This window comes from Streptomyces phaeofaciens, assembly GCF_014648915.1.
Classification (GTDB): Bacteria; Actinomycetota; Actinomycetes; order Streptomycetales; family Streptomycetaceae; genus Streptomyces; species Streptomyces phaeofaciens.
In genome coordinates, this window is the sequence record NZ_BMSA01000027.1 from 72,108 (window position 1) to 96,482 (window position 24,375).

Annotated in this window: 19 protein-coding genes and 1 tRNA gene; 7 read left to right on the plus strand and 13 right to left on the minus strand. The window is 71.3% G+C overall.

The annotated features are described in order from the left end of the window. Position 1: 1 nt before the first annotated feature. Positions 2–76, minus strand: a tRNA-Leu gene (locus IE275_RS35070). Between the two features lie 100 nt (positions 77–176). On the opposite strand from IE275_RS35070, the gene IE275_RS35075 reads away from it, so the two are divergent. After that, positions 177–833: an ANTAR domain-containing response regulator gene (locus IE275_RS35075; protein WP_189716686.1), complete on the plus strand. Its 657-nt coding sequence runs from the start codon at positions 177–179 to the stop codon at positions 831–833. Positions 834–917: 84 nt separating this feature from the next. On the opposite strand, the gene IE275_RS35080 is transcribed toward IE275_RS35075, so the two are convergent. The 9 genes from IE275_RS35080 to IE275_RS35120 form a co-directional block, all read right to left on the minus strand. Beyond that, positions 918–1,634, minus strand: coding sequence for an ABC transporter ATP-binding protein (locus IE275_RS35080; RefSeq protein WP_189716687.1), 717 nt, complete (start codon positions 1,632–1,634; stop codon positions 918–920). Continuing rightward, on the minus strand, positions 1,631–2,581 hold the full coding sequence (locus tag IE275_RS35085; protein ID WP_189716688.1) for an ABC transporter ATP-binding protein: 951 nt from the start codon (positions 2,579–2,581) through the stop codon (positions 1,631–1,633). The genes IE275_RS35080 and IE275_RS35085 overlap by 4 nt, the downstream gene beginning before the upstream one ends. Before the next feature lie 5 nt (positions 2,582–2,586). Continuing rightward, positions 2,587–4,410: a branched-chain amino acid ABC transporter permease gene (locus IE275_RS35090; RefSeq protein WP_189716689.1), complete on the minus strand. Its 1,824-nt coding sequence runs from the start codon at positions 4,408–4,410 to the stop codon at positions 2,587–2,589. A 5-nt stretch (positions 4,411–4,415) separates the two neighbouring features. Further along, positions 4,416–5,348, minus strand: a complete 933-nt coding sequence (locus IE275_RS35095) for a branched-chain amino acid ABC transporter permease (RefSeq protein ID WP_189716690.1) — start codon at positions 5,346–5,348, stop codon at positions 4,416–4,418. 115 nt (positions 5,349–5,463) lie between these two features. Next, positions 5,464–6,693: a branched-chain amino acid ABC transporter substrate-binding protein gene (locus IE275_RS35100; RefSeq protein WP_189716691.1), complete on the minus strand. Its 1,230-nt coding sequence runs from the start codon at positions 6,691–6,693 to the stop codon at positions 5,464–5,466. A 288-nt stretch (positions 6,694–6,981) separates the two neighbouring features. Beyond that, positions 6,982–7,620: a Tat pathway signal sequence domain protein gene (locus IE275_RS35105; RefSeq protein ID WP_189716692.1), complete on the minus strand. Its 639-nt coding sequence runs from the start codon at positions 7,618–7,620 to the stop codon at positions 6,982–6,984. Then, entirely contained in the window at positions 7,617–8,021 is a 405-nt protein-coding gene (locus IE275_RS35110) for a hypothetical protein (protein ID WP_229870912.1), read from the minus strand. Before IE275_RS35110 ends, IE275_RS35105 begins: the two co-directional genes overlap by 4 nt. 79 nt (positions 8,022–8,100) lie before the next feature. After that, the gene (locus IE275_RS35115; RefSeq protein WP_189716693.1) at positions 8,101–8,589 is read right to left on the minus strand and encodes a PaaI family thioesterase; all 489 of its coding nucleotides are present in this window, start codon (positions 8,587–8,589) and stop codon (positions 8,101–8,103) included. 50 nt (positions 8,590–8,639) lie between these two features. Beyond that, positions 8,640–10,919, minus strand: coding sequence for an FdhF/YdeP family oxidoreductase (locus IE275_RS35120; protein WP_189716694.1), 2,280 nt, complete (start codon positions 10,917–10,919; stop codon positions 8,640–8,642). A 334-nt stretch (positions 10,920–11,253) separates the two neighbouring features. Here IE275_RS35120 and polA point away from each other — a divergent pair, with 334 nt between their 5' ends. Further along, a complete protein-coding gene (gene polA, locus IE275_RS35125; protein WP_189716695.1) occupies positions 11,254–13,980 on the plus strand; it encodes a DNA polymerase I in 2,727 nt (908 codons plus the stop codon). 352 nt (positions 13,981–14,332) lie between these two features. Next, entirely contained in the window at positions 14,333–14,773 is a 441-nt protein-coding gene (locus IE275_RS35130; RefSeq protein WP_189716696.1) for a hypothetical protein, read from the plus strand. On the opposite strand, the gene IE275_RS35135 is transcribed toward IE275_RS35130, so the two are convergent. Then, positions 14,736–15,608: a DUF4184 family protein gene (locus IE275_RS35135; RefSeq protein ID WP_189716697.1), complete on the minus strand. Its 873-nt coding sequence runs from the start codon at positions 15,606–15,608 to the stop codon at positions 14,736–14,738. The two genes, IE275_RS35130 and IE275_RS35135, sit on opposite strands and share 38 nt — an antisense overlap. Before the next feature lie 314 nt (positions 15,609–15,922). Between IE275_RS35135 and IE275_RS35140 the strand changes: the two genes are divergently transcribed. From IE275_RS35140 to pgfA, 3 genes are all read left to right on the plus strand, one after another. Next, complete coding sequence (locus tag IE275_RS35140; RefSeq protein ID WP_189716698.1) at positions 15,923–17,662, plus strand: lytic transglycosylase domain-containing protein; 1,740 nt, start codon at positions 15,923–15,925, stop codon at positions 17,660–17,662. 134 nt (positions 17,663–17,796) lie between these two features. Continuing rightward, a complete protein-coding gene (locus tag IE275_RS35145) occupies positions 17,797–17,931 on the plus strand; it encodes an SPW_0924 family protein (protein WP_189716699.1) in 135 nt (44 codons plus the stop codon). Between the two features lie 21 nt (positions 17,932–17,952). Further along, positions 17,953–18,945, plus strand: a complete 993-nt coding sequence (gene pgfA, locus IE275_RS35150) for a cell envelope lipid trafficking protein PgfA (RefSeq protein ID WP_189716700.1) — start codon at positions 17,953–17,955, stop codon at positions 18,943–18,945. On the opposite strand, the gene IE275_RS35155 is transcribed toward pgfA, so the two are convergent. Together IE275_RS35155 and IE275_RS35160 are read right to left on the minus strand one after the other, a co-directional pair. Then, a complete protein-coding gene (locus IE275_RS35155; RefSeq protein ID WP_189716755.1) occupies positions 18,935–21,517 on the minus strand; it encodes an ATP-dependent RNA helicase in 2,583 nt (860 codons plus the stop codon). The genes pgfA and IE275_RS35155 overlap by 11 nt on opposite strands. 108 nt (positions 21,518–21,625) lie before the next feature. Continuing rightward, on the minus strand, positions 21,626–22,450 hold the full coding sequence (locus tag IE275_RS35160; RefSeq protein ID WP_189716754.1) for a class I SAM-dependent methyltransferase: 825 nt from the start codon (positions 22,448–22,450) through the stop codon (positions 21,626–21,628). Between the two features lie 380 nt (positions 22,451–22,830). Between IE275_RS35160 and rpsA the strand changes: the two genes are divergently transcribed. Continuing rightward, positions 22,831–24,324 (plus strand): 30S ribosomal protein S1, encoded by a 1,494-nt coding sequence (gene rpsA, locus IE275_RS35165; protein ID WP_189716701.1) that lies wholly within the window; start codon positions 22,831–22,833, stop codon positions 24,322–24,324. The last annotated feature ends 51 nt before the right edge of the window (positions 24,325–24,375 follow it).

The following is a 24,375-nucleotide window of genomic DNA, read 5'->3' on the forward strand; positions in this document are numbered from 1 at the left end:
GTGCCCCGGGTCGGACTCGAACCGACACTGTATGGGTTTTGAATCCATTGCCTGCTGCCAATTGGGCTACCGGGGCTCGCAGAATCCAAGGTTTCCCTTGACCCTCCGCGCACCCACCTTACCGCAGCTAGGTAGGCTCTTGTCAGCAGTACCCCTGCCCTGAACGAGGAGCCCAAGTGACCGCCCCCGAGTCGCCCCAGCCCGTAGACGCGCCCGACGACGACAAGTCGCACGTGCCTCCGCTGACGACCCGTGTCGTCATCGCCGAGGACGAGGCCCTGATCCGCCTCGACCTCAAAGAGATGCTGGAGGAGGAGGGCTACAGCGTCGTCGGTGAAGCCGGTGACGGCGAGCAGGCGATCGAGCTGGCCCGCGAGCACCAGCCGGATCTCGTCATCCTCGACGTGAAGATGCCCAAGCTGGACGGTATCTCCGCCGCGGAGAAGATCGCCGAGGAGCGGATCGCCCCGGTCCTGATGCTCACGGCTTTCTCGCAGCGCGACCTGGTGGAGCGGGCGCGTGACGCCGGTGCCATGGCGTATCTGGTGAAGCCGTTCAGCAAGAGTGATGTGGTGCCGGCGATCGAGATGGCTGTCTCGCGGTTCACGGAGCTGAAGGAGTTGGAGCGGGAGGTCGCCGACCTGACGCTTCGGCTGGAGACGCGGAAGCTGGTCGACCGGGCGAAGTCGATTCTTCAGACGGAGTACGGGCTGACGGAGCCGGCGGCGTTCCGGTGGATCCAGAAGACGTCGATGGACCGTCGGATGTCGATGCAGCAGGTGGCCGAGGCGGTCATCGAGGATGCCGAGGAGAAGAAGGCGTCCAAGGGCTGAGCAGGCTGAGCCCTTTCACACAGACGACGAGGCCCGCGCCCGGAGAAGGGGCGCGGGCCTCGTGGCTGTCCGGGGACGGGTGGGTCAGTCCTCGCCGAGGTAGGCCTTGCGGACGGACTCGTCGTGCAGGAGGTCCTGTCCGGTGCCGGAGAGGACGATGTTGCCGACCTCCATGACGTGGCCGTGGTCGGCCAGGGACAGGGCTGCCTGGGCGTTCTGCTCGATGAGCAGGATGGTCATGCCCTGGGACTTGAGTTCGGCGATGGTCGCCATGATCTTCTGCATCATGATGGGGGACAGGCCCATGGAGGGCTCGTCCAGCATCAGCAGCTTGGGCTGGGACATGAGCGCGCGGCCCATCGCCAGCATCTGCTGCTCGCCGCCGGAGAGGGTTCCGGCGGCCTGCTTGCGGCGCTCTCCCAGGATGGGGAAGAGGTCGTAGGCGCGCTGGATGTCCTTCTCGATGCCTGCCTTGTCGCTGCGGAGGAAGGCGCCGAGGCGGAGGTTGTCCTCGATCGTCATGCGCGGGAAGATGTGCCGCCCCTCGGGGGAGTGGGCGAGCCCCAGGGAGACGATGTCGTGGGCCGGGATCTTCTTCAGCGACTTGCCGTTGAATTTGATCTGGCCGCCGACGGGCTTGAGCAGGCCCGAGAGGGTGCGCAGGGTGGTCGTCTTGCCGGCGCCGTTGGTGCCGATCAGGGTGACGACCTCGCCGGCCTCGACCTTGAACGAGATGCCCTTGACGGCCTCGATCTTGCCGTAGGCGACCCGGAGGTCCTCGACTTCGAGCAGTGCGGTCATCGGTCGTTCTCCTTGCCGGGCGCGGCGTCCGTCGTGGTCTCGGCGTCCGCCGGGGTGTCGGCGTCCGTCGGGGCCTCGGTGTCGGCCGGGGTGTCGGCGTTGGCTTCGGCGGCCTCGACCTCGGCGATCTCTTCGTTGCCGGGGGCGTCTTCGAAGGGTTCGCCGAGGTAGGCGGCGACGACACGCTCGTCGCCCTGGACGGTGGCGCTGTCGCCCTCGACGAGCTTCTCGCCCTGGACGAGGACGGCGACGCGGTCGCAGAGGTTGAAGATGAAGCGCATGTCGTGCTCGATGACGAGGACGGCGATGCCCTTGTCGCGGATGGCGAAGACGAGTTCCTCGGTGGCTCGCGTCTCCTGCGGGTTCATGCCGGCGGTGGGCTCGTCGAGGAGGAGCAGGCCGGGCTCGCTGGCGAGTGCGCGGGCGATTTCGAGCTTGCGCTGCTCGCCGTAGGGGAGGTTGCGGGAGAGGTGGTCGGCCTTCTTCTCCAGTCCGACGAACTCGAGGAGTTCCATGGCGCGGGCGCGGGAGGCGGCTTCGGCCTTGTGGAAGCCGGGGCCGCGCAGGATCGCGGACCAGAAACCTTCCTTCGTCCGGGTGTGGCGGCCGACCAGCACGTTTTCCAGGACCGTCATGTTGGCGAACAGACGGATGTTCTGGAAGGTGCGGGCGATGCCTGCGGCCGTGACCTTGAAGGACTTGGGCGGCAGGACGGTGTCCTTGTAGCGGACTTCGCCCTCGGTGGGGATGTAGAGGCCGGTGAGGCAGTTGAAGAAGGTGGTCTTGCCGGCGCCGTTGGGGCCGATGAGGCCGACGATCTCGCCTGCGTTGACGTGGAGGTCGACGTTGCGGACGGCGGTGAGGCCGCCGAAGCGCATGGTGACGCCGCGTGCGTCGAGGACCCTCTCGGCGGCGGGGGCGACCGTGGTGGTGGTGTCGGTGGTCATGGTGGTCAGGCCCCTGCCTTCGTCAGGACGGTGGGAGCTTCCGCCTCTTCGTGGAACTCGAGCTGACGGCGCCGGTTGGGGATCATGCCTTCCGGACGGAAGCGCATCAGCAGGATGAGGGCGAGGCCGAAGGCGAAGAGCTGGTAGTCGCCGAGGAACTGGAGCTTGTTGGGGATGAGGAAGAGCAGCGAGGCGCCGATGAGGGGGCCGCTGATGGTGCCCATGCCGCCGAGGACGACCGCGGCGAGGAGGAAGGCGGAGTTGGGCGGGATGGGGCCGGCGAAGAGGTACTGCTCGGGGGTCACGGTGTAGGTGACGTGGGCCTGGATGGTGCCGGCGAGGCCGGCGAGGGAGGCGCCGACGGCGAAGGCGATGAGCTTGACGCGGAAGCCGTTGATGCCCATGGCGAGGGCGGCGGTCTCGTCCTCGCGGATGGCGACCCAGGCGCGGCCGATGCGGGAGTCGCCGCTGCGTCGGAACACGAGGACGACGACGGCGGTGACGAGGAGCATCAGGAAGAAGTAGTTGGCGAAGCGGCCGATGGAGAAGCCGCCGATGTCGTGCACGGCGCCGAAGTCGAATCCGAGGACGTCGAGGTTCGGGATGGAGGAGATGCCGTTGGAGCCGTTGGTGATGTCGGGTCCGGAGGTGCCGTCGAGGTTGTTGGCGGTGATCCGGAAGATCTCTCCGAAGCCGAGGGTGACGATGGCGAGGTAGTCGCCGCGCAGGCGGAGGGTGGGGGCGCCGATGAGGACGCCGAAGACCAGGGATGCGCCGGCGCCGACGAGCGCTGCGGCCCAGAAGGGCAGGTGCAGGTCGAAGGGCGAGCTGGGGGAGCCGGAGACCATGGCGGCGGCGTAGGCGCCGACGCCGAGGAAGGCGACGTATCCGAGGTCGAGGAGGCCGGCGAGGCCGACGACGATGTTCAGGCCGAGGGCGACGGTGGCGAAGATGAGGATGTAGACGCCGAGGGTCGCGTACTGGTCGTCGGTCTGGGTGAAGGGGAACAGTGCCGCTGCGACGAAGGCGCCGCAGGTGGTGATGTTCTGGTGCCGGGCGGTGATCTGGCTTGCCTGGGCGACGAGGCCGGACTTGCCGAGGGCGGCGAAGCCGAGGCCGACGGTGATGAGGAAGCCGATGAAGAGTTCGTCGTACTCGGTGCCGATGCCGTAGGTGAAGACGGTGAGGCCGATGGCGAGGACGGCGACGATGATCAGGATCTCGGCGTACGAGGGGAGCGCGCCGACCGGGCGGGCGGTGCCGGAGGAGAAGGCGGCCTTGACGGTCTGCCACTGGTGGGCGGCTTTGTGCTTGTTGTGCTCCCACGACGTGTCGTCGGGGTCGATCGGGTCGGGCGTGGGGTGCTCGAAGGGCAGGGCCAGGGCGCCGAGGAGGGCGGTGAGGCTGCCGAGGGCGGCGATGTAGCCGCCGGGCTCGAGGTTGACGGCGCCGCCGAGGTCGACGCTGATGGCGAGGACCGTGTACCAGGTGGTGGCGAAGGTGGCGAGGGCGGCGAACTTGATGGCTCCGTCGGCGCCGGCGGGGATGAGCCAGCCGAGGCCCTTGACGCCGTAGGAGGCGAGACAGAACAGGGTGGTGAGGATGGCGCCGATCAGGACGAGGACCTGGAGGCCGCCGGGGTAGCCGTAGACGGTGAGGTCGCCGGGGAAGGCGGAGGTCCAGGTCCAGGCGAGGAAGGTGGAGATGATGGTGAGGGCGGCGCCGCCGGTGGCGAGGGCGCGGGCGGTGTTCGCCGGTATGGCGATGAGGCCTGCGAGGGCGGTGCCGGTGGTGCCCGCGGTCTCGGGCGCGGTGGTCTGTGTGGTCATCGGTGTCACGCCCTGTCCGCGACGCGCTCGCCGAGCAGCCCCTGGGGCCGCAGGAGGAGCACGAGGATGAGGAGTACGAAGGCCCAGACGTCGGCCCAGGACTGGCTGCCGAACTGCTCCATGCCGGGGATGTCGGCGATGTAGGCGGTGGCGAGGGTCTCGGCGATGCCGAGGACGACGCCGCCGATCATGGCGCCGTAGATGTTGCCGATGCCGCCGAGGACGGCCGCGGTGAATGCCTTGAGGCCGAGGATGAAGCCCATGCGGAAGTCGATCTGGCCGTACTTGAGGCCGTAGGCGACGGCACCGATGGCGGCGAACGCGGCGCCGAGGGCGAAGGCGATCACGATGATGCGGTCGGTGTTGACGCCCATGAGCTTGGCGGTGTCGGGGTCCTGGGCGGTGGCCTGCATGCCTCGGCCGGTGCGGGTCTTCATGACGAAGTACGCGAGGACGGCCATGCTGATGGGGGCGGCGACGAGGAGGAAGATGTCACCGGTCTGGATGGTGACGCTGCCGATCTCGAAGGGGCCGCCTTCGATCTGGGGGAAGACGCGGGCGGACTTGGCCTCGGGGTACCAGGCCCAGACGGCCTGCTGGAGGGCGAGGGAGAGGCCGATGGCGGTGATGAGCGGGGCGAGGCGGGGTGCGTTGCGCAGCGGGCGGTAGGCGAACCGTTCCGCTCCCACGGCGACGGTCACGGAGACCATCACGGCGCCGAACAGCATCAGTGGCAGGGCGATCGCCATGCTGGTGCCGTCGGGCAGTACGTACACGTAGACCGTGAGAGCGCCGAACGCTCCGGTCATGAAGATCTCGCCGTGGGCGAAGTTGATGAGCTGGACAATGCCATAGACCATTGTGTAGCCGATGGCGACAAGGCCGTACATGGATCCCAGTAGCAGGCCGTTGACCAGCTGCTGCGGCAGTTCGTTCACCGCATGTCCTCCGAGACGGTTCGGATGTTTCGACGGGTGGGGCCGGATGCGAGTCCGCGCGGGGCGCCAGTGGAACAGCGCCCCGCGCGGCTCAGGAGTGGTGCGGGTGGTGGGGTCAGCCGGAGTAGGTTCCCGACTTGACGGCCTTCCAGGCACCGTTCTCGACGGCGTAGACGGTGAGCTGCTTGTTGGTGGCGTCACCGAACTCGTCGAAGGAGACCTTGCCGGTCACACCGTCGAAGGAGACGTTCTGGACGGCGGCGGTGACCTTGGCGCGGGCGTCGTCGGGCAGCTTGCCGCCGTTGTCGTCGACGACCTTCTTGACGGCCTCGATGATCGACCAGGCGGAGTCGTAGGAGTAGCCGCCGTAGGCCGCGTAGTCCTCCTTGTAGTTGGCGGCCTTGTAGTTGGCCACGAACTCCTTGGCGGAGGGCAGGTCCTCGACGGGGGCGCCGACGGAGGTGGCGAGGTCGCCGGACGCGCCGCTGCCGGCGAGCTTGATGAAGTCCTCGGCGTAGATGCCGTCGCCGCCGACGAGCGGGATCTTGGCGCCGGCGTCCTTGATCTGCTTGCTGAGCGGGCCGGCCTGCGGGTATTCGCCGCCGTAGTAGACGACGTCGGCGCCGGAGTTCTTGACCTCGGTGGCGACGGCGGAGAAGTCCTTGGCGTCGGGGTTGATGTGCTGGGTGCCGACGACCTTGCCACCGAGCTTCTTGAACTCGGCGGTGAAGGTGGCGGCGAGGCCGGCGCCGTAGGTCTTCTTGTCGTCGATGACGAAGACCTTCTTCTTCTTCGCGTCGTTGTAGACGTACTGCGCGGCGAAGGGGCCCTGGATGGCGTCCGTGGTCGCGGTGCGGAAGTACGACGTGTACGGGCGCTTCTTGGTCTTGGCCCAGTCGGTGCCCTGGGTGAGCGCCGGGTTGGTGTTGGCCGGGGAGACCTCGACCAGCTTGGCGTCGTCGAAGACCTTCTGCATGGATTCGGCGACGGAGGAGTTCAGCGGGCCGACGACGCCGAGGACGGACTTGTCCGCGACGAGGGCGGTGGCGTTCTGCTGGCCGGCGGAGGGCTGGGCCTGGTCGTCCTTGGCGACGATCTTGAAGGTGACGCCCTCGACGAACTTCTGCTTGTTGGCCGTGTTGGCGGCCAGGTCCACGGAGTTCTTGATGCCGAGGCCCAGCGCGGACAGGTCGCCGGTGAGCGGGGCGTCCACGCCGATGGTGACGACGGTGCCGCCGCTGTCGGAGCCCTTGTCGCCGCCGCTGTCGCGCGAACCGCAGGCGGTGAGGGTGAGAGCTCCGGCGGACAGCGCGGCGGTGATGGCGATGAGCGAACGTTGACGCACGTTCCAGTCCTTTCCCTGGGCGGCCCTCCCCCCTGGAAGGGGCCGAGTCGAGCGCTGAGGCCGAAGGGGTTTTTCAGCCGTGCGGTGACTGGGCGTGACTCTAAGCGGGGGAAGGGAAGACGGAGGAGGGTCTGACGAAGGCTGTGACGCTCTTGTTATGACACGAGGTAATGCAGAGCGGTACTTGGCGGGTGGAACAGCGAATTTCAGGCCGATTCGCCCTGTCCACATGTTGAGAACGTGCAGGAGGAACACCGCGGTGTTCAGGTGTCTCGGGTGTTTTGGTGATTACCGGGAATCGTTGCTACAGGCGACTTGTAGGGCCTCTGACAGGTCCTGTGCATACCGCGGGCCCAGGATGTAACTGTGAACCTGTATTGCGCGCGCATTACGTAGAGTTACGTCCAGGAAAGGGAGACCGGCGTTCCGCGGCACTTTTCCGCATTCCGTGACATGCATGGTGATGACGATCTCCCGGGCGGAACCGGCCCGGGTCCGGAACGGAGTCGGTGGCGCCGAGGTGAGCGAAAGGCCGTCGTACGGCTGCGACACTCGCGTCACGGTCACCGCGGGTCCGGATTCCACACCGAGCAGCACGTCGAAGGCGAAGGTCCGGGGCCGGGTGCCGGGCGGTACGGCGTGTCCGCCGAGATAGGTGACATCGACGACCTGGGACGGGAACGGCGGTGCGGCGGCGGCCGGTTGGCTCTCGTGCGGCCGGGTCGCGTAGAGGTAGCCGCCGCCGGCGAGGAGCAGCACGGCGGTGGCGGCGGCGAGCACGGCGCGGCGGTGGGTGGCGAGGAGGCGGGCGAGGGGAGAGCCCTCTCGGTGGCCGGATCCGCGGGAAGTGCCCTCGACGTCAAGGGAGTCGGGGGTGTCCCGGGGGGTCGTGCCCTCACCGGGTTCGATCGGTCCGACGCCGCTCACCGCCAGGGCCCCTCGCCGGGCCCGCCGGAGCGGTACCACTCGACGCAGCCCTCGTGGGCCTCGCGGCCGATCAACTCGTCTGCCGCGTCCGCTCCTTGGCGCTTCTTCTCGGCCCGTGCGGCGTCCACGACGCCGCGCAGGATCTCGTACTGCCCGTTGGACAGCCCCATCGACTGGTAGTCGCCGTAGGTGCCGCTGTCCAGGACCTCGCGCGCCCAGTGGGTGACCAGGCGGGTGCACAGCACCTCGGGCGGGGTGGTGGCCGGAGAGGGGGAGGGGGCCTCGGCTGCGCCGTTTCCGCCGGCGCAGCCGGTCGCCAACACGCCTGCCAGCAGGGCCGGTCCGAGCAGCCGAGCCGCCCCGGCTCGCGCCGCTCCCGCCATGGCCCCTCCCGTGGTCATACCCCGACGCTAGGCCGCCGCGCCGCATGGGGCAACGCCCCCGCGCCGGCCGGGGCGCGGGGGCGTGGGGTGGGTGCCGTCAGCCGGTCGCGCCCGCCCGCGCCGCGTCGCCCGGCCGCACCTCGCGCAGCAGACAGGTCAGCCGGGCGGTGCACACCCGCCGGTCCTGCTCGTCACTGATCACGATCTCGTACGTCGCCGTGGACCGCCCCCGGTGCACCGGCGTGGCCACACCGGTGACCAGACCGGAGCGCACGCCCCGGTGGTGGGTGCAGTTCAGGTCGACCCCGACGGCGATCTTGGAGCTGCCGCCGTGCAGCATCGCGCCGACCGAGCCGAGGGTCTCGGCGAGCACCGCGGACGCGCCGCCGTGCAGCAGCCCGTACGGCTGGGTGTTGCCCTCGACCGGCATGGTGCCGACGACCCGGTCCGTGGAGGCCTCGACGATCTCCACACCCATCCGGCTGCCGAGGTGCCCGGCCGAGAACAGGGCCACGAGATCGACGCCGAGCGCGGCGTACTCGTCGAGGACCTCCTGCGGGAACTTCACGTGCTGCTGCTCGCCCATGGGGCCCGGCTCCGTTCGTCGATCACATCGTGCGGTGTCTGAGCAAACGCTCAGTCGGTCGACGATTGTTCCAGACGGACCACGACGGACTTGCTGGCCGGGGTGTTGCTGGTGTCGGCGGTGGCGTCCAGCGGCACCAGGACATTGGTCTCCGGGTAGTACGCGGCCGCGCAGCCCCGGGCGGTCGGGTAGAACACCACCCGGAAGCCGGGCGCCCGCCGCTCCACACCGTCCCGCCACTCACCGACCAGGTCGACGTACGACCCGTCCGCGACCCCGAGCACGCGCGCGTCCTCGGCGTTGACCAGCACGACCCGGCGGCCGTTTCTGATCCCCCGGTAGCGGTCGTCGAGGCCGTAGATCGTGGTGTTGTACTGGTCGTGCGAACGCAGTGTCTGGAGCAGCAGGCGGCCCTCGGGCAGCTTCGGGTACTCGACCGGCGCGGCCGTGAAGTTGGCCTTTCCGGTGGCCGTCGGGAAACGGCGCTCGTCGCGCGGGGCGTGCGGAAGCGTGAAGCCGCCCGGCCGCGCCACACGCGCGTTGAAGTCCTCGAAGCCGGGGATGACGCGCGCGATCCGGTCCCGGATCGTCGCGTAGTCCTTCTCGAACTCTTCCCACGGCACCCTGCTGGCCTCGCCGAGCACCCTGCGGGCCAGCCGGCACACGATCGCCGGCTCGGACAGCAGCCGGTCGCTCGCGGGCGCCAGGCGGCCGCGCGAGGCGTGCACCATGCCCATGGAGTCCTCGACCGTCACGAACTGCTCGCCGCCGCCCTGGAGATCGCGCTCGGTGCGCCCCAGGGTCGGCAGGATCAGCGCACGCGCGCCCGTGACGACGTGCGAACGGTTGAGCTTCGTCGACACGTGCACCGTCAGCCGGGCGCGCCGCATGGCCGCCTCGGTGACCTCGGTGTCGGGGGAGGCCGACACGAAGTTGCCGCCCATGGCGAAGAACAGCTTCGCCTCGCCGTCGCGCAGCGCGCGGATGGCGCGCACGACGTCGAAGCCGTGCTTGCGCGGGGGCGCGAAGCCGAACTCCCTCTCCAGGGCGTCCAGGAAGGCCGGGGCGGGGCGCTCGAAGATGCCCATGGTGCGGTCGCCCTGCACGTTCGAGTGTCCGCGGACCGGGCACACACCCGCGCCCGGGCGGCCCATGTTGCCGCGCAGCAGCAGGAAGTTGACCACCTCGCGGATGGTCGGCACGGAGTGCTTGTGCTGGGTGAGGCCCATCGCCCAGCAGACGATGGTGCGTTCGGAGGCGAGCACCATGCCCAGCGCCTGCTCGATCTCCGCGCGCGTGAGGCCGGTCGCGGCGAGCGTCTCGTCCCAGTCGGCGTCGCGGGCGGCCGCGGCGAACTCCTCGAAACCGTGGGTGTGCGCGTCGACGAACGTCTCGTCCACCGCGCCCTCGGTCTCCAGGACCAGCTTGTTGAGGAGCCGGAAGAGGGCCTGGTCGCCGCCTATGCGGATCTGGAGGAACAGATCGGTGAGCGTGGCGCCCGCGGTGAGGCCCCGGGGCGTCTGCGGATTCTTGAACCGCTCCAGACCCGCCTCGGGCAGCGGGTTCACGCTGATGATCCGCGCGCCGCCCTCCTTGGCCTTCTCCAGCGCGGAGAGCATCCGCGGATGGTTGGTCCCCGGGTTCTGTCCGGCGACGATGATCAGGTCGGCCCGGTGGAGGTCCTCCAGCAGGACGCTGCCCTTGCCGATGCCGATCGTCTCCGACAGCGCCGAGCCCGACGACTCGTGGCACATGTTGGAGCAGTCCGGCAGGTTGTTCGTGCCCAGCTCGCGCGCGAAGAGCTGGTAGAGGAACGCCGCCTCGTTGCTGGTGCGGCCCGAGGTGTAGAAGACCGCCTCGTCGGGGGAGGCGAGGGCGGCCGTCTCCTCGGCGACGATGTCGAACGCGCGCTCCCAGGAGACCGGCTCGTAGTGCGTGCCGCCCTCGGGCAGGTACATGGGGTGGGTGAGCCGCCCCTGCTGGCCGAGCCAGTAGCCGCTGCGGCCGGCGAGGTCCGTGACGGTGTGGGCGGCGAAGAACTCCGGCGTGACCCGGCGCAGGGTCGCCTCCTCGGCCACCGCCTTCGCGCCGTTCTCGCAGAACTCCGCCGCGTGCCGGTGCTCCGGCTCCGGCCAGGCGCAGCCCGGGCAGTCGAAGCCGTCCTTCTGGTTCACGCGCAGCAGCGTCAGCGCGGTCCGCCTCACGCCCATCTGCTGCTGCGCGATCCGCAGGGTGTGCCCGATGGCCGTCAGCCCCGCCGCCGCGTGCTGCGGTTCGGCGACCTGCGGAGCGTTCTGGACCGGATCGGCCTTGGGCGGCTTCGTTGCCATCGCGCGCTCTCCTTCGACCAGCTGTCGATGCGATACCCCCGGGATCCTCGCACGGGCCACGGACAGCACCGGAGAGCGGGCGGGGCACGGGCGGGGGCACGGGTAGGGGCGTGGGCGGGAGCGCGGCAGGGGCGTGGGCGGGGGACCGGTGGTCGGGCCTGGTGGGCCCCCGCGGGTCACGCCCGCCGCGTCCCCGAGGGTCCCGCGCCCGCCGCGCCCCCGGCGGGCCCCGCACCGATCTCCGCCGTCCTCCGCCACCCCCAACGCCCCCGTCGGTCCCCGGAGCGGTGGTGGCCGGGGCCGAGTGTCAGTGGGGCGTGGCAGGATCGGGGGCGTGGCAGACACAGCAGCGAAGAAGACCGACACCCCCTCCGGCGAGAGCCGCCCGCGCCTGATGCTCATGGACGGGCACTCGCTGGCCTACCGCGCGTTCTTCGCGCTGCCCGCGGAGAACTTCACCACCGCGACGGGCCAGCCGACGAACGCGATCTACGGTTTCGCGTCGATGCTGGCCAACACCCTGCGTGACGAGGCGCCCACGCACTTCGCGGTCGCCTTCGACGTCTCCCGCAAGACCTGGCGCTCCGAGGAGTTCACGGAGTACAAGGCGAACCGCTCCAAGACCCCGGACGAGTTCAAGGGCCAGGTCGAGCTGATCGGCGAGCTGCTCGACGCGATGCACGTGTCGCGGTTCGCGGTCGACGGCTTCGAGGCCGACGACGTCATCGCCACGCTCGCCACCCAGGCCGAGGCCGAGGGCTTCGAGGTGCTGATCGTCACCGGCGACCGGGACTCCTTCCAGCTGGTCACCGAGCACACCACGGTCCTGTACCCGACCAAGGGCGTCTCGGAGCTGACCCGGTTCACCCCGGAGAAGGTCATCGAGAAGTACGGGTTGACGCCCGCCCAGTACCCCGACTTCGCGGCCCTGCGCGGCGACCCGTCCGACAACCTCCCGGGCATCCCGGGCGTCGGCGAGAAGACGGCCGCGAAGTGGATCAACCAGTTCGGCTCGTTCGCGGAGCTGGTCGAGCGCGTCGAGGAGGTCAAGGGCAAGGCCGGCCAGAACCTCCGCGACCACCTGGACGCCGTCAAGCTCAACCGCCGCCTCACGGAGATGGTACGCACGGTCGAGCTGCCCAGGACCGTCGTCGACCTGGAGCGCGCCCCCTACGACCGCACGGCGGTCGCGATGGTCCTCGACACCCTGGAGATCAGGAACCCCTCGCTGCGCGAGCGGCTCCTGGCCGTCGACCCCGGCGGCCAGGAGGCCGAGGCGGCCCCGGTGGCCACCGCCGGCGTGGAGGTGGACGGCACGGTCCTCGGCACCGGCGAGCTGACCGGCTGGCTCACCGAGTACGGCACGAAGACCCTCGGCGTCGCCACGGTCGACACCTGGGCGCTGGGCACCGGCTCGGTCGCCGAGGTCGCGCTCGCCGCCGACGGCGGGGCGGCCGCCTGGTTCGACCCGTCCCAGCTCGACGAGTCCGACGAGAGCACGTGGGCGGCCTGGCTCGCCGCCGGGGACCGCCCCAAGATCCTGCACAACGCCAAGGGCGCCATGCGCGTGTTCGCCGAGCACGGCTGGTCCGTCGCCGGCGTCTCCATGGACACCGCGCTCGCCGCCTACCTGGTCAAGCCGGGCCGCCGCTCCTTCGACCTGGACGCGCTCTCCCTGGAGTACCTGGGCCGTGAGCTGGCCCCCGCCGCAGCGGCCGACGGCCAGCTCGCCTTCGGCGCGGACGACGGCGCCGAGGCCGAGGCCCTCATGGTGCAGGCCCGCACGATCCTCGACCTGGGCGAGGCGTTCCGGTCCCGGCTGGAGGAGGTCGGCGCGGCGGACCTGCTGCGCGACATGGAGCTGCCCACCTCCGTCCTCCTGGCCCGGATGGAGCGGCACGGCATCGCCGCCGACCGCGCCCACCTGGAGGCCATGGAGCAGATGTTCGCCGGCGCCGTCCAGCAGGCCGTGAAGGAGGCGCACGCGGCGGCGGGGCACGAGTTCAACCTGGGCTCGCCCAAGCAGCTCCAGGAGGTCCTCTTCGGCGAACTGGGCCTGCCCAAGACCAAGAAGACCAAGACCGGCTACACCACCGACGCCGACGCCCTGGCCTGGCTCGCGGGCCAGACGGACAACGAACTCCCGGTGATCATGCTCCGCCACCGCGAGCAGGCGAAGCTCCGCGTCACCGTCGAGGGCCTGATCAAGACGATCGCCGCCGACGGCCGGATCCACACCACGTTCAACCAGACGGTCGCCGCGACCGGCCGTCTGTCGTCCACGGACCCGAACCTCCAAAACATCCCCGTCCGCACCGACGAGGGCCGGGCCATCCGCCGCGGCTTCGTCGTCGGCGAGGGCTTCGAGTCCCTGATGACGGCCGACTACAGCCAGATCGAACTGCGCGTGATGGCCCACCTCTCCGAGGACGAGGGCCTGATCCGGGCGTTCACCTCCGGCGAGGACCTGCACACCACGGCCGCCTCCCAGGTGTTCGGCGTCGAGCCGACCGCCGTGGACGCCGAGATGCGCCGCAAGATCAAGGCCATGTCCTACGGCCTGGCGTACGGCCTGTCGGCGTTCGGTCTCTCGCAGCAGCTGAACATCGAGGCGGGCGAGGCGCGCGCCCTGATGGACGCCTACTTCGAGCGCTTCGGCGGCGTCCGCGACTATCTGCGCCGGGCCGTGGACGAGGCACGGGCGACGGGCTACACGGCGACGCTCTTCGGCCGCCGCCGCTACCTCCCCGACCTCAACAGCGACAACCGCCAGCGCCGCGAGGCCGCCGAGCGCATGGCGCTCAACGCGCCCATCCAGGGCACCGCCGCGGACATCGTCAAGATCGCCATGCTCAAGGTGGACGACGCGCTGCGGGCCGCGGACCTCCGGTCCCGCATGCTGCTCCAGGTCCACGACGAAATCGTCCTGGAGATCGCCCCCGGCGAGCGCGCGGCCGTGGAGGAGCTGGTCCGCCGCGAGATGAGCGACGCGGTCCGGCTCCGGGCCCCGCTGGACGTCTCGGTGGGCTCCGGCGCGGACTGGGAGTCCGCGGCGCACTAGGTCGCGGACACGGCCTAGCCTGCGGCGCGGGAGCGGGAGCCGTTCCCGACGCCGGCGGTTTCGAGCCGTTCCCGACACGACCGGTTCCCGATGCGAGCCGAGAGAAGGGCCCCGTCCGCCGCGGACGGGGCCCTTCCCCGTCCCGGAGGGGTGCGCACCCCCGTGCCCCCCGTGCCCCCAGTGACCCCCGTGCCACCCCTCGCACCCTTGCGCCGCCACGCTCCGCCGCCGCCGCGGCGCGGGGCCGACGGTGCCCTTCCTCCGTCACGCGCGGTACATCCCCCGAAGGGCCCTCACCCACGTGGCCCCCGCCAGAACGCCGCCCACCGCCCGCGCCCGCAAGGATGCCGCCATGGGTATACGCATGCTTCACCGCCGGACGGCACACGCACGCGTTCACGCCACGGCGACCACAGACACACGGGTCGATCCCGACGCGGGCCCCGCGCCGCGTCCCCTGCCCGCCCTCGCACCCGGCGCCGCCACGCCCCGCGTCCCCAGGACGCCGGTCACGGCCCTGCGCGCGGCCCTGAGACGGCTCCGCGACCGGGTCCTTGACCGGCTCGACCGGCTCACCCGGCTCGTCCACCGGTTCCGGGACGGCGCCTGGCGCCCGTGGTGCGAGACGGCCCGCGGCTGCCTGGCCCTCGCGCTCGGCACGCTCGGCCGGCTCCGCGGACGCCGCAGGGCCCGCCGGATCAGCCTCTTCGTCGTACCGCCGCCGGCCCCGCTGCCGCTACGGCTCGTGCCGCCCCTCACCGAACACCCGGACGGCTCCGCTCCCCGACGGTGACCCGCTCCGGCCGCCCGGCGGTCACAGCACCCCGGGCGGCCGGCCGCCACAGCCGCACGCCGACGGCGTACAGCAGCACTCCCAGCACCAGGCCCGCGCCCGCGCCGAAGCACACGGTCGGGATCAGCTCCCACGGCTTGGCCTCCCGCGCCCCCCAGTACTCCCACCAGCGGGTCGCCCGGCGCACCGCCGCGACCAGCGCGCAGCCGCCGATCACCGCCGCGGCCCACCACCGGTCCCGTACCGACAGCGCCGGCACACCGTCCGGCGCCCCGTCCGGCGCGTGACGCAGGGCGCGCGTGAGGAACACGGCGATCACGACGGCGGCCACGGCCGAGCCGCCGTACTGGAGGTACCAGTACAGCGGCGAGCCCGCGACGGTCTCGCCGAGGACCGGGAACAGCCGCATGCCCCAGCGGTCGAGGTGGGTGAAGGCGTCCCAGACCACATGGGTCAGCGCGCCGGCCACGGCGGAGACGTACCACCACAGGACCGTGGCCGGCCCTGTCCGCGCGCGGGGCCGTCCGCTGCGGGTCAGGGCGGCGGTGCGGCCCTGGCGGGCGCGCGGCAGCAGGGCCACCAGCGGTTCGCGGACCAGCAGCCAGAGGCCCACCAGGGCCCAGGCGATGGCCACGTCGACGGTGAACACGCCCGGGAAGGAGTGGGTGACGTCGCCGAACGTCATCGCCTCGTCCGCGACACTCGCCGCGTAATAGGTCATGTCGGGCGCGAAGCTGCCCGCCACCAGGACGGCGGGCACCAGCCGCCCGCGGCCGGTGCCGTCGGCGCGCACGGCGGGCAGCACGGCCGCCGCATGACTCAGGGTGAACGGCAACGCGGCTCCCGGGGGCGAGGGTCGGCGGACCGGTCGGCCCCTTGATCGACGACGCGGGGGCGCGGGAGACGGTTCCCGGCGAACGGAACCCGGCCGGCGGATGAAATCGACACGCGAACGGGTGCCGGTGCAAAAGAAGTTGTCGTAGGGTCGCTTGGGCTGCCGTGCCGCCGGATGCAGTCGAACAAAAGAACAGAACGGTGCGAAGCCCCTCCGGACGCAACCCCCGGGGCGGGCCGATCGTCACAACAGCCACAGGCGTGGTGCAGAAAAAGGACATGGGCGCTCGGGCGTCCACGGGAGGGGTTCACTACATGTCGTCGGCGCATTTCGGCAACAGGCTGCGCAAGGGGGCCGTCAACACCACGGTGGCCGCGCTGGCCGTCGCGGCCCTGGCCGCCTCCCAGGCCCCGGACGTCACGGCCGACACCACGGGCAGGCAGACCACCGCCGACGCCCCGGCCGCCGACCAGGCCACCGGTGACAGCGCGACCGGCAACTCGCCCTACTACACGGACCTGCCGCCGCTGAACAGCCCCCTGCCCGCCCCGAGCGCGAGCGCCGACACCACCCCCGTCACCACCGGCAGTGCCGAGGCCGGCATCCCCGCCACGGTCCTGGACGCCTACAAGAAGGCCGAGGCGGAGCTGGCGCAGTCCAAGCCCGGCTGCAACATGCCCTGGCAACTGCTGGCCGCCATCGGCAAGGTGGAGTCCGGCCAGGCCCGCGGCGGCCGCGTCTCCGCCGACGGCACCACCCTCTCGCCGATCCTCGGCCCGGTCCTCAACGGCGTCGGCTTCGCGAACATCAGCGACACCGACAACGGCGCCTACGACGGCGACGCCACCTACGACCGCGCCGTCGGCCCCATGCAGTTCATCCCCTCCACCTGGGAATGGGCGGGCCGCGACGGCAACGACGACGGCAAGAAGGACCCCAACAACATCTACGACGCCGCGCTCGCCGCCGGCCACTACCTGTGCCGCTTCAGCTGGGACATGTCCACCACGTCCGGCCTGCGCAGCGCGATCCTCAGCTACAACAACTCGACGGACTACTACAACACCGTCATGTCGTGGCTGGAGTACTACCGCAAGGGCACCCACGAGATCCCCGACGGCACCGGCACCGTGCCCTCCGACCGCAGCGACGACACCACGGACCCGACGACACCCGTCACGCCGTCGAGCCCGTCCACCCCGAACACGCCGTCCAGCCCGTCGACCCCCAGCACACCGCCGAGCACTCCGAGCACCCCGTCGACGCCCCCCACGCCGACCGACACGGTCCACCACCTGGAGGACGCCGGCACCGCGAAGCTCACCGCCATGGCGGGCGACGCGTTCACCACGAAGATCAGCACCCGCACGGAGACGGCGGCCGGCAAGGCCGTCGCCAAGGTCAGGGTCCGCTTCACCATCGTCGGCGACACCGACGCCACCTTCGCCGGCGGCGAGAGCGTGGCCACGGTCGCCACGAACCGCAAGGGCGTCGCGGCCGCCCCCGCGCTCCAGGCGGGCGAGAAGACCGGCACCTTCACCGTCCGCGCCACCGTCGTGGGCCGCACGGTCACCGCCGTCGACTACAAGGCGACCGTCACCGCGCGCGCCGCCGACACCCTCGCCCGCACCGGCACCGCGGCCCCGACCTGCGTCGCGGGCGGCGAGTTCGCCGATCAGGTCGAGGTGAAGGCCACCTACAAGGGCGCCGTCGCCGACCAGGTCGCCGCCACCGCCACCCTGGTGAAGTCGGCCGACGACCCGACCGCCGCCGACAAGGGCCCCTTCTTCAAGGACGCCACCGGCAACCCCGTCCGCACCCTGACAGGCCTGAAGACCGACGCGAACGGCCTGCTGAAGCTGCCGAAGCTCTACGCGGACGACACCACCGGCACCTTCCTCCTGCGCATCACCACCACCGGCGGCGCGACCCTGACGGTCGAACTCACCGTCACCGCGCCGGAGCCCACGACACCCAGCCCGGAGCCCACCGAGCCGTCGGACACCTCGTCCCCGAGCGCCACGCCCAGCGAGTCGTCCACCTCCGCCTCGTAACCCCGCTCCAGCCCGGCCCGCGCGGCGCCCCTCCCGACGGAGGGGCGCCGCAGTGCTGTCCGACCTGTTCTCATCTCAACCACCCGTTGCTACGGTGCCGCACCTGACGCCCTGTCAGCTAAGGGAGGCCCCCTGTGCGTGCCCTGATCGCCGCCGCGACCGGTCTCGCCGTCGCGTTCGCACTCGTCCTCACCCTCACCGCCGTGGGCGCCCCCACCGGGAAGACCTCCCCGGAACCGATGCTGACGACCGTGCCCGCACACCCGTAACCGCCCGGGAAGGAGGCCGAGATGCGCCGCAAGACCAGCCTGATCCTGCTCGCCCTCGCCGTGTTCTTCACGGCCCTGTCCCCCCTGCTGCGCTGGTACGCCTTCCCCCGCCTGGCCAAGGTCCCGGCCGACGAGTACCAGACCATGGTCCTGGAGGCGCGGAACGCCACCCTCCTCGACTACGGCACCATGACCGCCCGCACCGTCCCCCGCGTCACCATCGTGCAGACCCTCAAGGGCGATGTGGAGGCCTCCGAGAAGATCGAGAAGACCGCGGGCCGCGACGTCGTCGTCTGGGACGGCCTGTCCTACGTCCAGGGCCCCGACGGCAAGATGGTCTCCAAGGTCCCCGAGCGGTACATCTTCGACGCCCACACCCAGGAACCCGTCCACGCCACCGGCGAGGCCGTCGACGGCGACCCCGTCCGCCGCGAGGGCATCGAGTTCAAATGGCCCTTCATGACGGAGAAACGGGACTACGAGTACTTCGACGCCCAGGCCCGCCTCACCGCCCCCATCCACTACAAGGGCACCCAGGACTTCCGCGGCGTCGAGGTCTACTACTTCGAACAGACCATCCCCTGGACCGAGGTCCCCATGCCCAAGGTGATGCCCGTCCAGGGCATCACCCCCGAGACCGTCGCCAAGACCGGCACCACCCGCTGGTACACCACCGTCCGCAAGTTCTGGGTCGAACCCCTCACCGGCGCACCCGTCTACGGCGAGGAGATCCACCGCGAGGAACTGCGCGGCGGCACCCTCCTCGGCGACCGCGACAAGGTCACCGCGTTCGCCGGCCACGTGAAGATGCGCGAGGACTACATCGAGCACACCGTCGCCCTCGTCAAGCACAACCGCACCCTGGTCCTGCTGCTGACCTCCTACCTGCCCTGGGGCTTCCTCACCCTCGGCATCCTCCTGCTCGCCCTCTCCCTCTACCTGGAAGCCCGCGGCCGACGCCCCGCCGGCCCGGCCCCGGCCAGGGACACCGAGGCGGAACCCGTCACCGCCTGAGCCGCGCGTTGGTGTGCCGCGTCGGCTCCGCCGAGGCCGGATCCTGCGGCCACGGATGCTTCGGATACCGCCCCCGCAACTCCGCCCGCACCCCCTGGTAACCGTCCCGCCAGAACGACGCCAGATCCGCCGTGACCGCGGCCGGCCGCCCGGCGGGGGAGAGCAGATGCACCAGCACCGGCACCCCCGCCACGGCCGGCGACTCGTGCAGCCCGAACATCTCCTGCAACTTCACCGCGAGCACCGGCCGCTCCGGATCCCCGTAGTCGATCCGGATCCTGGACCCACTCGGCACCGTGATCCGCTCCGGCGCCAGCTCGTCCAGCCGCGCCGCCTCCCCCGACGCCCAGGGCAGCAGCCGCCCCAGCGCCTGCCCCGCGTCGATCCGCGAGAGATCGCTCCGCCGCCGCGCCCGGCTCAGCTCCGGCTCCAGCCACTCGTCCACACGCGCGTGCAGCGACGCGTCGGACACGTCCGGCCACGGCTCCCCGACCTGCAGACGCACGAACGCCAGCCGCTGCCGCAGCACGTCCGCCTCCGGTGACCACCGCAACAGCCGCAGCCCCTCCTCCCGCAGCCCCTCCACCAGCGCCCCGCGCACCAGAGCGGCGTCGGCGTCCCGCAGCGCACGCACCGCCAGCTCCACGGCCCCCAGCCGCTCGACCCGCCGGGCGACGACATCCCCGCCGGCCCAGCCGACCTCCTCCCGCTCGACGAGCAGCGCACCGGCCGCGAACCGCGCCACCTCCTCGTCGACGACCGCCGCGAGCTGCACCCGCGCGTGCCCCTTCCCCACGGGCCGGTCGGCCACCGCCACGGCGAGCCAGGGAGCGGAGCGCAGCGCGGAACCCTCACGCAGCTCGGCGCGCGTCCCGGACAGCATCAGATACGACCCCCCGTCGGACCGCGCGATCCGCTCCGGGAACGCCAGCGCGGCGACGAGACCGGCGACCTGATCGTCCCCGGTGTCCGGCCCCGCCCGCCCGCCCGCAAACCGATCGTCCTTGGTGCCCGGCCCCGGCCGGCCACCGCCCCGCGGACCCGAACCGGCGGGCGGGCCCGGCAGGTCCGTCGCGAGGACGGCCCGCAGCCGCCGCACCTCCGACCGCCACCGCGCACCGTAGGCGTCCTTGCCGCGCCGGGCAGCGCGCAGCGCGGCCGCGAGATCGTCGCCGTACTCCCGCGGCGCCTCCTCGCTCAGCAACGCGACCACCTCCGCCGCCCGCTCACCGCCCACGGCCGGGGCCCCGTCCAGCAACGCCCGCCCCAGCCGGGGATGCAGCCCCAGCCGCGCCAGCCGCACCCCCCGGTCCGTGACCCGGCCGGCCGCGTCCACCGCGCCGACAGCCGTCAGCAGACGACGCGCGGCCGCCATCGCCCCACCCGGCGGCGGATCCAGCAACGCCAGCGACGACGCCTCGGGATCGCCCCAGCAGGCCGCCTGGAGGGCGAACGCGGTCAGGTCCGCCACCTTGATCTCCGGCGCCGGGAAACGCGGCAGACGGGCGTCCTCCGCCTCCGTCCAGCACCGGTACACCGCACCCGGCGCCTCACGACCCGCCCGCCCGGCCCGCTGCCGCGCCGCCGCCTGCGAGGCCCGCACCGTCGCCAGCGCGCTCAGCCCGCGCGCGTGGTCCACCCGCGGCTCCCGCGCCAGCCCCGAGTCGACCACCACCCGCACCCCGGGAACCGTCAGCGAGGACTCCGCGACCGACGTGGCCAGCACCACCCGCCGCCGCTCGCCCGGCGCCAGCACCGCGTCCTGCACGGCGGCGGGCGCCCGCCCGTGCACCTGGAGCACCTCCACCCCGTCCAGGCCCCCGAGGCCCGCCGCCACCCGCGCGATCTCCCCGACACCCGGCAGGAAACACAGCACGTCCCCCGACCGCTCGGCCAGCGCCCGCCGCACCACCGACGCCACGTGCGCCAGCAGCGCCGGATCGACCCGCATCCCGTGCGGCGGCCGCACCGCACGCGCCGGCGGAGCCCAGACCACCTCCACGCCGTACGAGGAACCGGCGGCCTCGACCACCGGCGCACCGCCCAGCAGCCGCGCCCACCCCTGCGTGTCGGTCGTCGCGGACGCGGCCACCAGCCGCAGCTCCGGCCGCAGCGTCTCCCGTACGTCCCACAGGAAGGCGGCCGACGTGTCCGCGTCCAGATGCCGCTCGTGGCACTCGTCGAGCATCACCACGTCGACGCCCGACAGCTCCTGGTCGCGCTGGAGCCGTTGCAGCAGCACACCGGTCGTGACGACCTCCACGCGCGTGTGCCGCCCGACGACCCGCTCCCCGCGCACGGTGAAACCGACGCTCGCGCCGACCCGCTCGCCCAGCAGCCACGCCATCCGCCGCGCCGCCGCCCGGGCCGCGATCCGCCGCGGCTCGGCCACGACCACCCGGCGCGCCGGCCCCTCGCCCAGCAGACCGGCCAGCGCCAGCGGTACCAGCGTGGTCTTCCCGGTGCCCGGCGGCGCGGCCAGGACCGCGGTGCCGTGCCCGTCCAGGGCGTCGTTCAGGGCGGGCAGGGCGGCCCGCACGGGCAGCGCGTCCAGGGCGTCGTCACGGAGGATCACGCCCCCAGTGTCGTACGCGCGCGAGAACCACCCCTACGCGCGCGTGCACGCACGCCACGGAACGTACGGGTGGTCAGGCGGACGTACAGGTCGCCGGGCGGACGGTCAGTCGCGTTCGCAGACGAAGATCGCCGTGCCCGGGATCAGATTCCCGCGCAGCGGGGACCAGCCGCCCCACTCGGAGGTGTTCCAGGCCGGCCACTCCGGCTCGACCAGGTCCACCAGCTTGAAGCCCGCGGCCACGACGTCACGGACCCGGTCGCCGAGCGTGCGGTGATGCTCGACGTACACCGCCCGGCCCTGGTCGTCCTGCTCGACGTACGGCGTACGGTCGAAATAGGACGAGGAGACGGTCAGGCCCTCGGGGCCCGGCTCGTCCGGCAGGGCCCAGCGGATCGGATGGGTCACCGAGAACACGAACCGGCCACCGGGCCGCAGCACCCGCCGCACCTCCCTCAGCACCAGCACCGGCTCGGCGACGAACGGCAGCGCCCCGTAAGCCGAGCAGGCCAGGTCGAAGGAGCCGTCCGCGAACGGCAGCGCGCCCGCGTCGGCGCACACCAGCGGGAACGCGCCGCCGATGCGCAGGGCGTGCTGGAGCTGGCGGTGCGAGATGTCCAGGGCGACCGGACGCGCGCCCTGCGCGGCCAGCCAGCGCGCGCACTGGGCCGCGCCGGCGCCGATCTCCAGGACGTCCTTGCCCTTCAGGGCCTCCGGCGGGCCGAGCAGCTCGGCCTCCAGCTCGTCGAGACCCTCGGGACCCCACACGAAGCGGTCGTCACCGAGGAACGTGCCGTGCTCGATCTGGTACTCGTCCGCGTTGCGGTCCCACCAGCCCCGGTTGGCCCGGGTGCTCTCCGTGACGTCCGCGTCGCGGCGGGTGGCCTCCGGCTCGAAGGCCGGCTGCTCGGACGATTCAGGCTCTTGGATGATCGGCTCCCTCGTCGTACTCTTCCGTGCAACCCGCCCGGCGGCGCCGCTCAGGTGTCACCGGACGGATCTTCTGCGGCCTGTGTGGCCTCAGAAGACGATTTGTGTGCCGGGATTGCGGCGATCCGCCCCGGGTGTGCGCCTTCGCGCATTGACCCTGCCCGGCTGCCCCCGTATGCTACAAGTTGCGCTGCGGGCCTGCGCACCTCAGACCTAGCAGGCTGCGCTCGCATCTGTTGTATGTCCCCTCGGTTTTCGAGGCGCCATCGCCAGTTATCTGGTGGGGCGCTTCCTTGGCTGTCCGGCTTCTTCAGAGCGATACGGGCTCCCGGCGTAGCAGTACCTACGACTTTCTGTCCGTAACCGGAGCCCTTTCCCACATGACGAGCAGCACCGAGACCACCTCTACCACGCCGCAGGTAGCGGTCAACGACATCGGTAACGAGGAAGCCTTCCTCGCCGCGATCGACGAGACGATCAAGTACTTCAACGACGGCGACATCGTCGACGGCGTCATCGTGAAGGTCGACCGGGACGAGGTCCTGCTCGACATCGGTTACAAGACCGAAGGCGTCATCCCGAGCCGCGAGCTCTCCATCAAGCACGACGTCGACCCCAACGAGGTCGTCGCCGTCGGTGACGAGATCGAGGCCCTGGTCCTCCAGAAGGAGGACAAGGAAGGCCGTCTGATCCTGTCCAAGAAGCGCGCTCAGTACGAGCGTGCCTGGGGCACGATCGAGAAGATCAAGGAAGAAGACGGCATCGTCACCGGTACCGTCATCGAGGTCGTCAAGGGTGGTCTCATCCTCGACATCGGCCTCCGTGGCTTCCTTCCGGCCTCCCTCGTCGAGATGCGTCGTGTCCGCGACCTCCAGCCCTACGTGGGCAAGGAGCTCGAGGCCAAGATCATCGAGCTGGACAAGAACCGCAACAACGTGGTCCTGTCCCGCCGCGCCTGGCTCGAGCAGACCCAGTCCGAGGTCCGCCAGACCTTCCTCACGACCCTCCAGAAGGGTCAGGTCCGCTCCGGCGTGGTCTCCTCGATCGTCAACTTCGGTGCCTTCGTGGACCTGGGTGGCGTCGACGGTCTGGTCCACGTCTCCGAGCTTTCCTGGAAGCACATCGACCACCCCTCCGAGGTTGTCGAGGTCGGCCAGGAAGTCACCGTCGAGGTCCTCGACGTCGACATGGACCGCGAGCGTGTCTCCCTGTCGCTGAAGGCGACGCAGGAAGACCCGTGGCAGCAGTTCGCCCGGACCCACCAGATCGGTCAGGTCGTCCCGGGTAAGGTCACGAAGCTCGTTCCGTTCGGTGCGTTCGTCCGCGTGGACGAGGGCATCGAGGGTCTGGTCCACATCTCCGAGCTGGCCGAGCGCCACGTGGAGATCCCGGAGCAGGTCGTCCAGGTCAACGACGAGATCTTCGTCAAGGTCATCGACATCGACCTCGAGCGCCGCCGCATCAGCCTCTCGCTGAAGCAGGCCAACGAGGCCTTCGGTGCCGACCCGGCCTCGGTCGAGTTCGACCCGACCCTGTACGGCATGGCCGCGTCCTACGACGACCAGGGCAACTACATCTACCCCGAGGGCTTCGACCCCGAGACCAACGACTGGCTCGAGGGCTACGAGACCCAGCGCGAGGCGTGGGAGCACCAGTACGCCGAGGCGCAGACCCGCTTCGAGCAGCACCAGCAGCAGGTCATCAAGTCCCGCGAGGCCGACGAGGCCGCTGCCGCCGAGGGCGGCGAGGCTGCCGCTCCGGCCGCGGCCGGTGGCGGTTCGTACTCCTCCGAGGGTGCCGACACCTCCGGCGCGCTCGCCTCGGACGAGGCGCTCGCCGCTCTGCGCGAGAAGCTGGCCGGCGGCCAGAGCTGAACGCTCACTGAGCAGTAGCTCCTGACTGAGGGGCCGTACCTTCCGGGGTAC

What these genes read in the sequence shown, in the direction of transcription:
- IE275_RS35080 (WP_189716687.1), bottom strand. Translation starts at nt 1,634, where the DNA reads ATGACCGCACTGCTCGAAGTCGAGGACCTCCGGGTCGCCTACGGCAAG.
- IE275_RS35085 (WP_189716688.1), bottom strand. Translation starts at nt 2,581, where the DNA reads ATGACCACCGACACCACCACCACGGTCGCCCCCGCCGCCGAGAGGGTC.
- IE275_RS35090 (WP_189716689.1), bottom strand. Translation starts at nt 4,410, where the DNA reads ATGACCACACAGACCACCGCGCCCGAGACCGCGGGCACCACCGGCACC.
- IE275_RS35110 (WP_229870912.1), bottom strand. Translation starts at nt 8,021, where the DNA reads ATGACCACGGGAGGGGCCATGGCGGGAGCGGCGCGAGCCGGGGCGGCT.
- IE275_RS35115 (WP_189716693.1), bottom strand. Translation starts at nt 8,589, where the DNA reads ATGGGCGAGCAGCAGCACGTGAAGTTCCCGCAGGAGGTCCTCGACGAG.
- IE275_RS35120 (WP_189716694.1), bottom strand. Translation starts at nt 10,919, where the DNA reads ATGGCAACGAAGCCGCCCAAGGCCGATCCGGTCCAGAACGCTCCGCAG.
- IE275_RS35130 (WP_189716696.1), top strand. Translation starts at nt 14,333, where the DNA reads ATGGGTATACGCATGCTTCACCGCCGGACGGCACACGCACGCGTTCAC.
- IE275_RS35140 (WP_189716698.1), top strand. Translation starts at nt 15,923, where the DNA reads ATGTCGTCGGCGCATTTCGGCAACAGGCTGCGCAAGGGGGCCGTCAAC.
- pgfA (WP_189716700.1), top strand. Translation starts at nt 17,953, where the DNA reads ATGCGCCGCAAGACCAGCCTGATCCTGCTCGCCCTCGCCGTGTTCTTC.
- rpsA (WP_189716701.1), top strand. Translation starts at nt 22,831, where the DNA reads ATGACGAGCAGCACCGAGACCACCTCTACCACGCCGCAGGTAGCGGTC.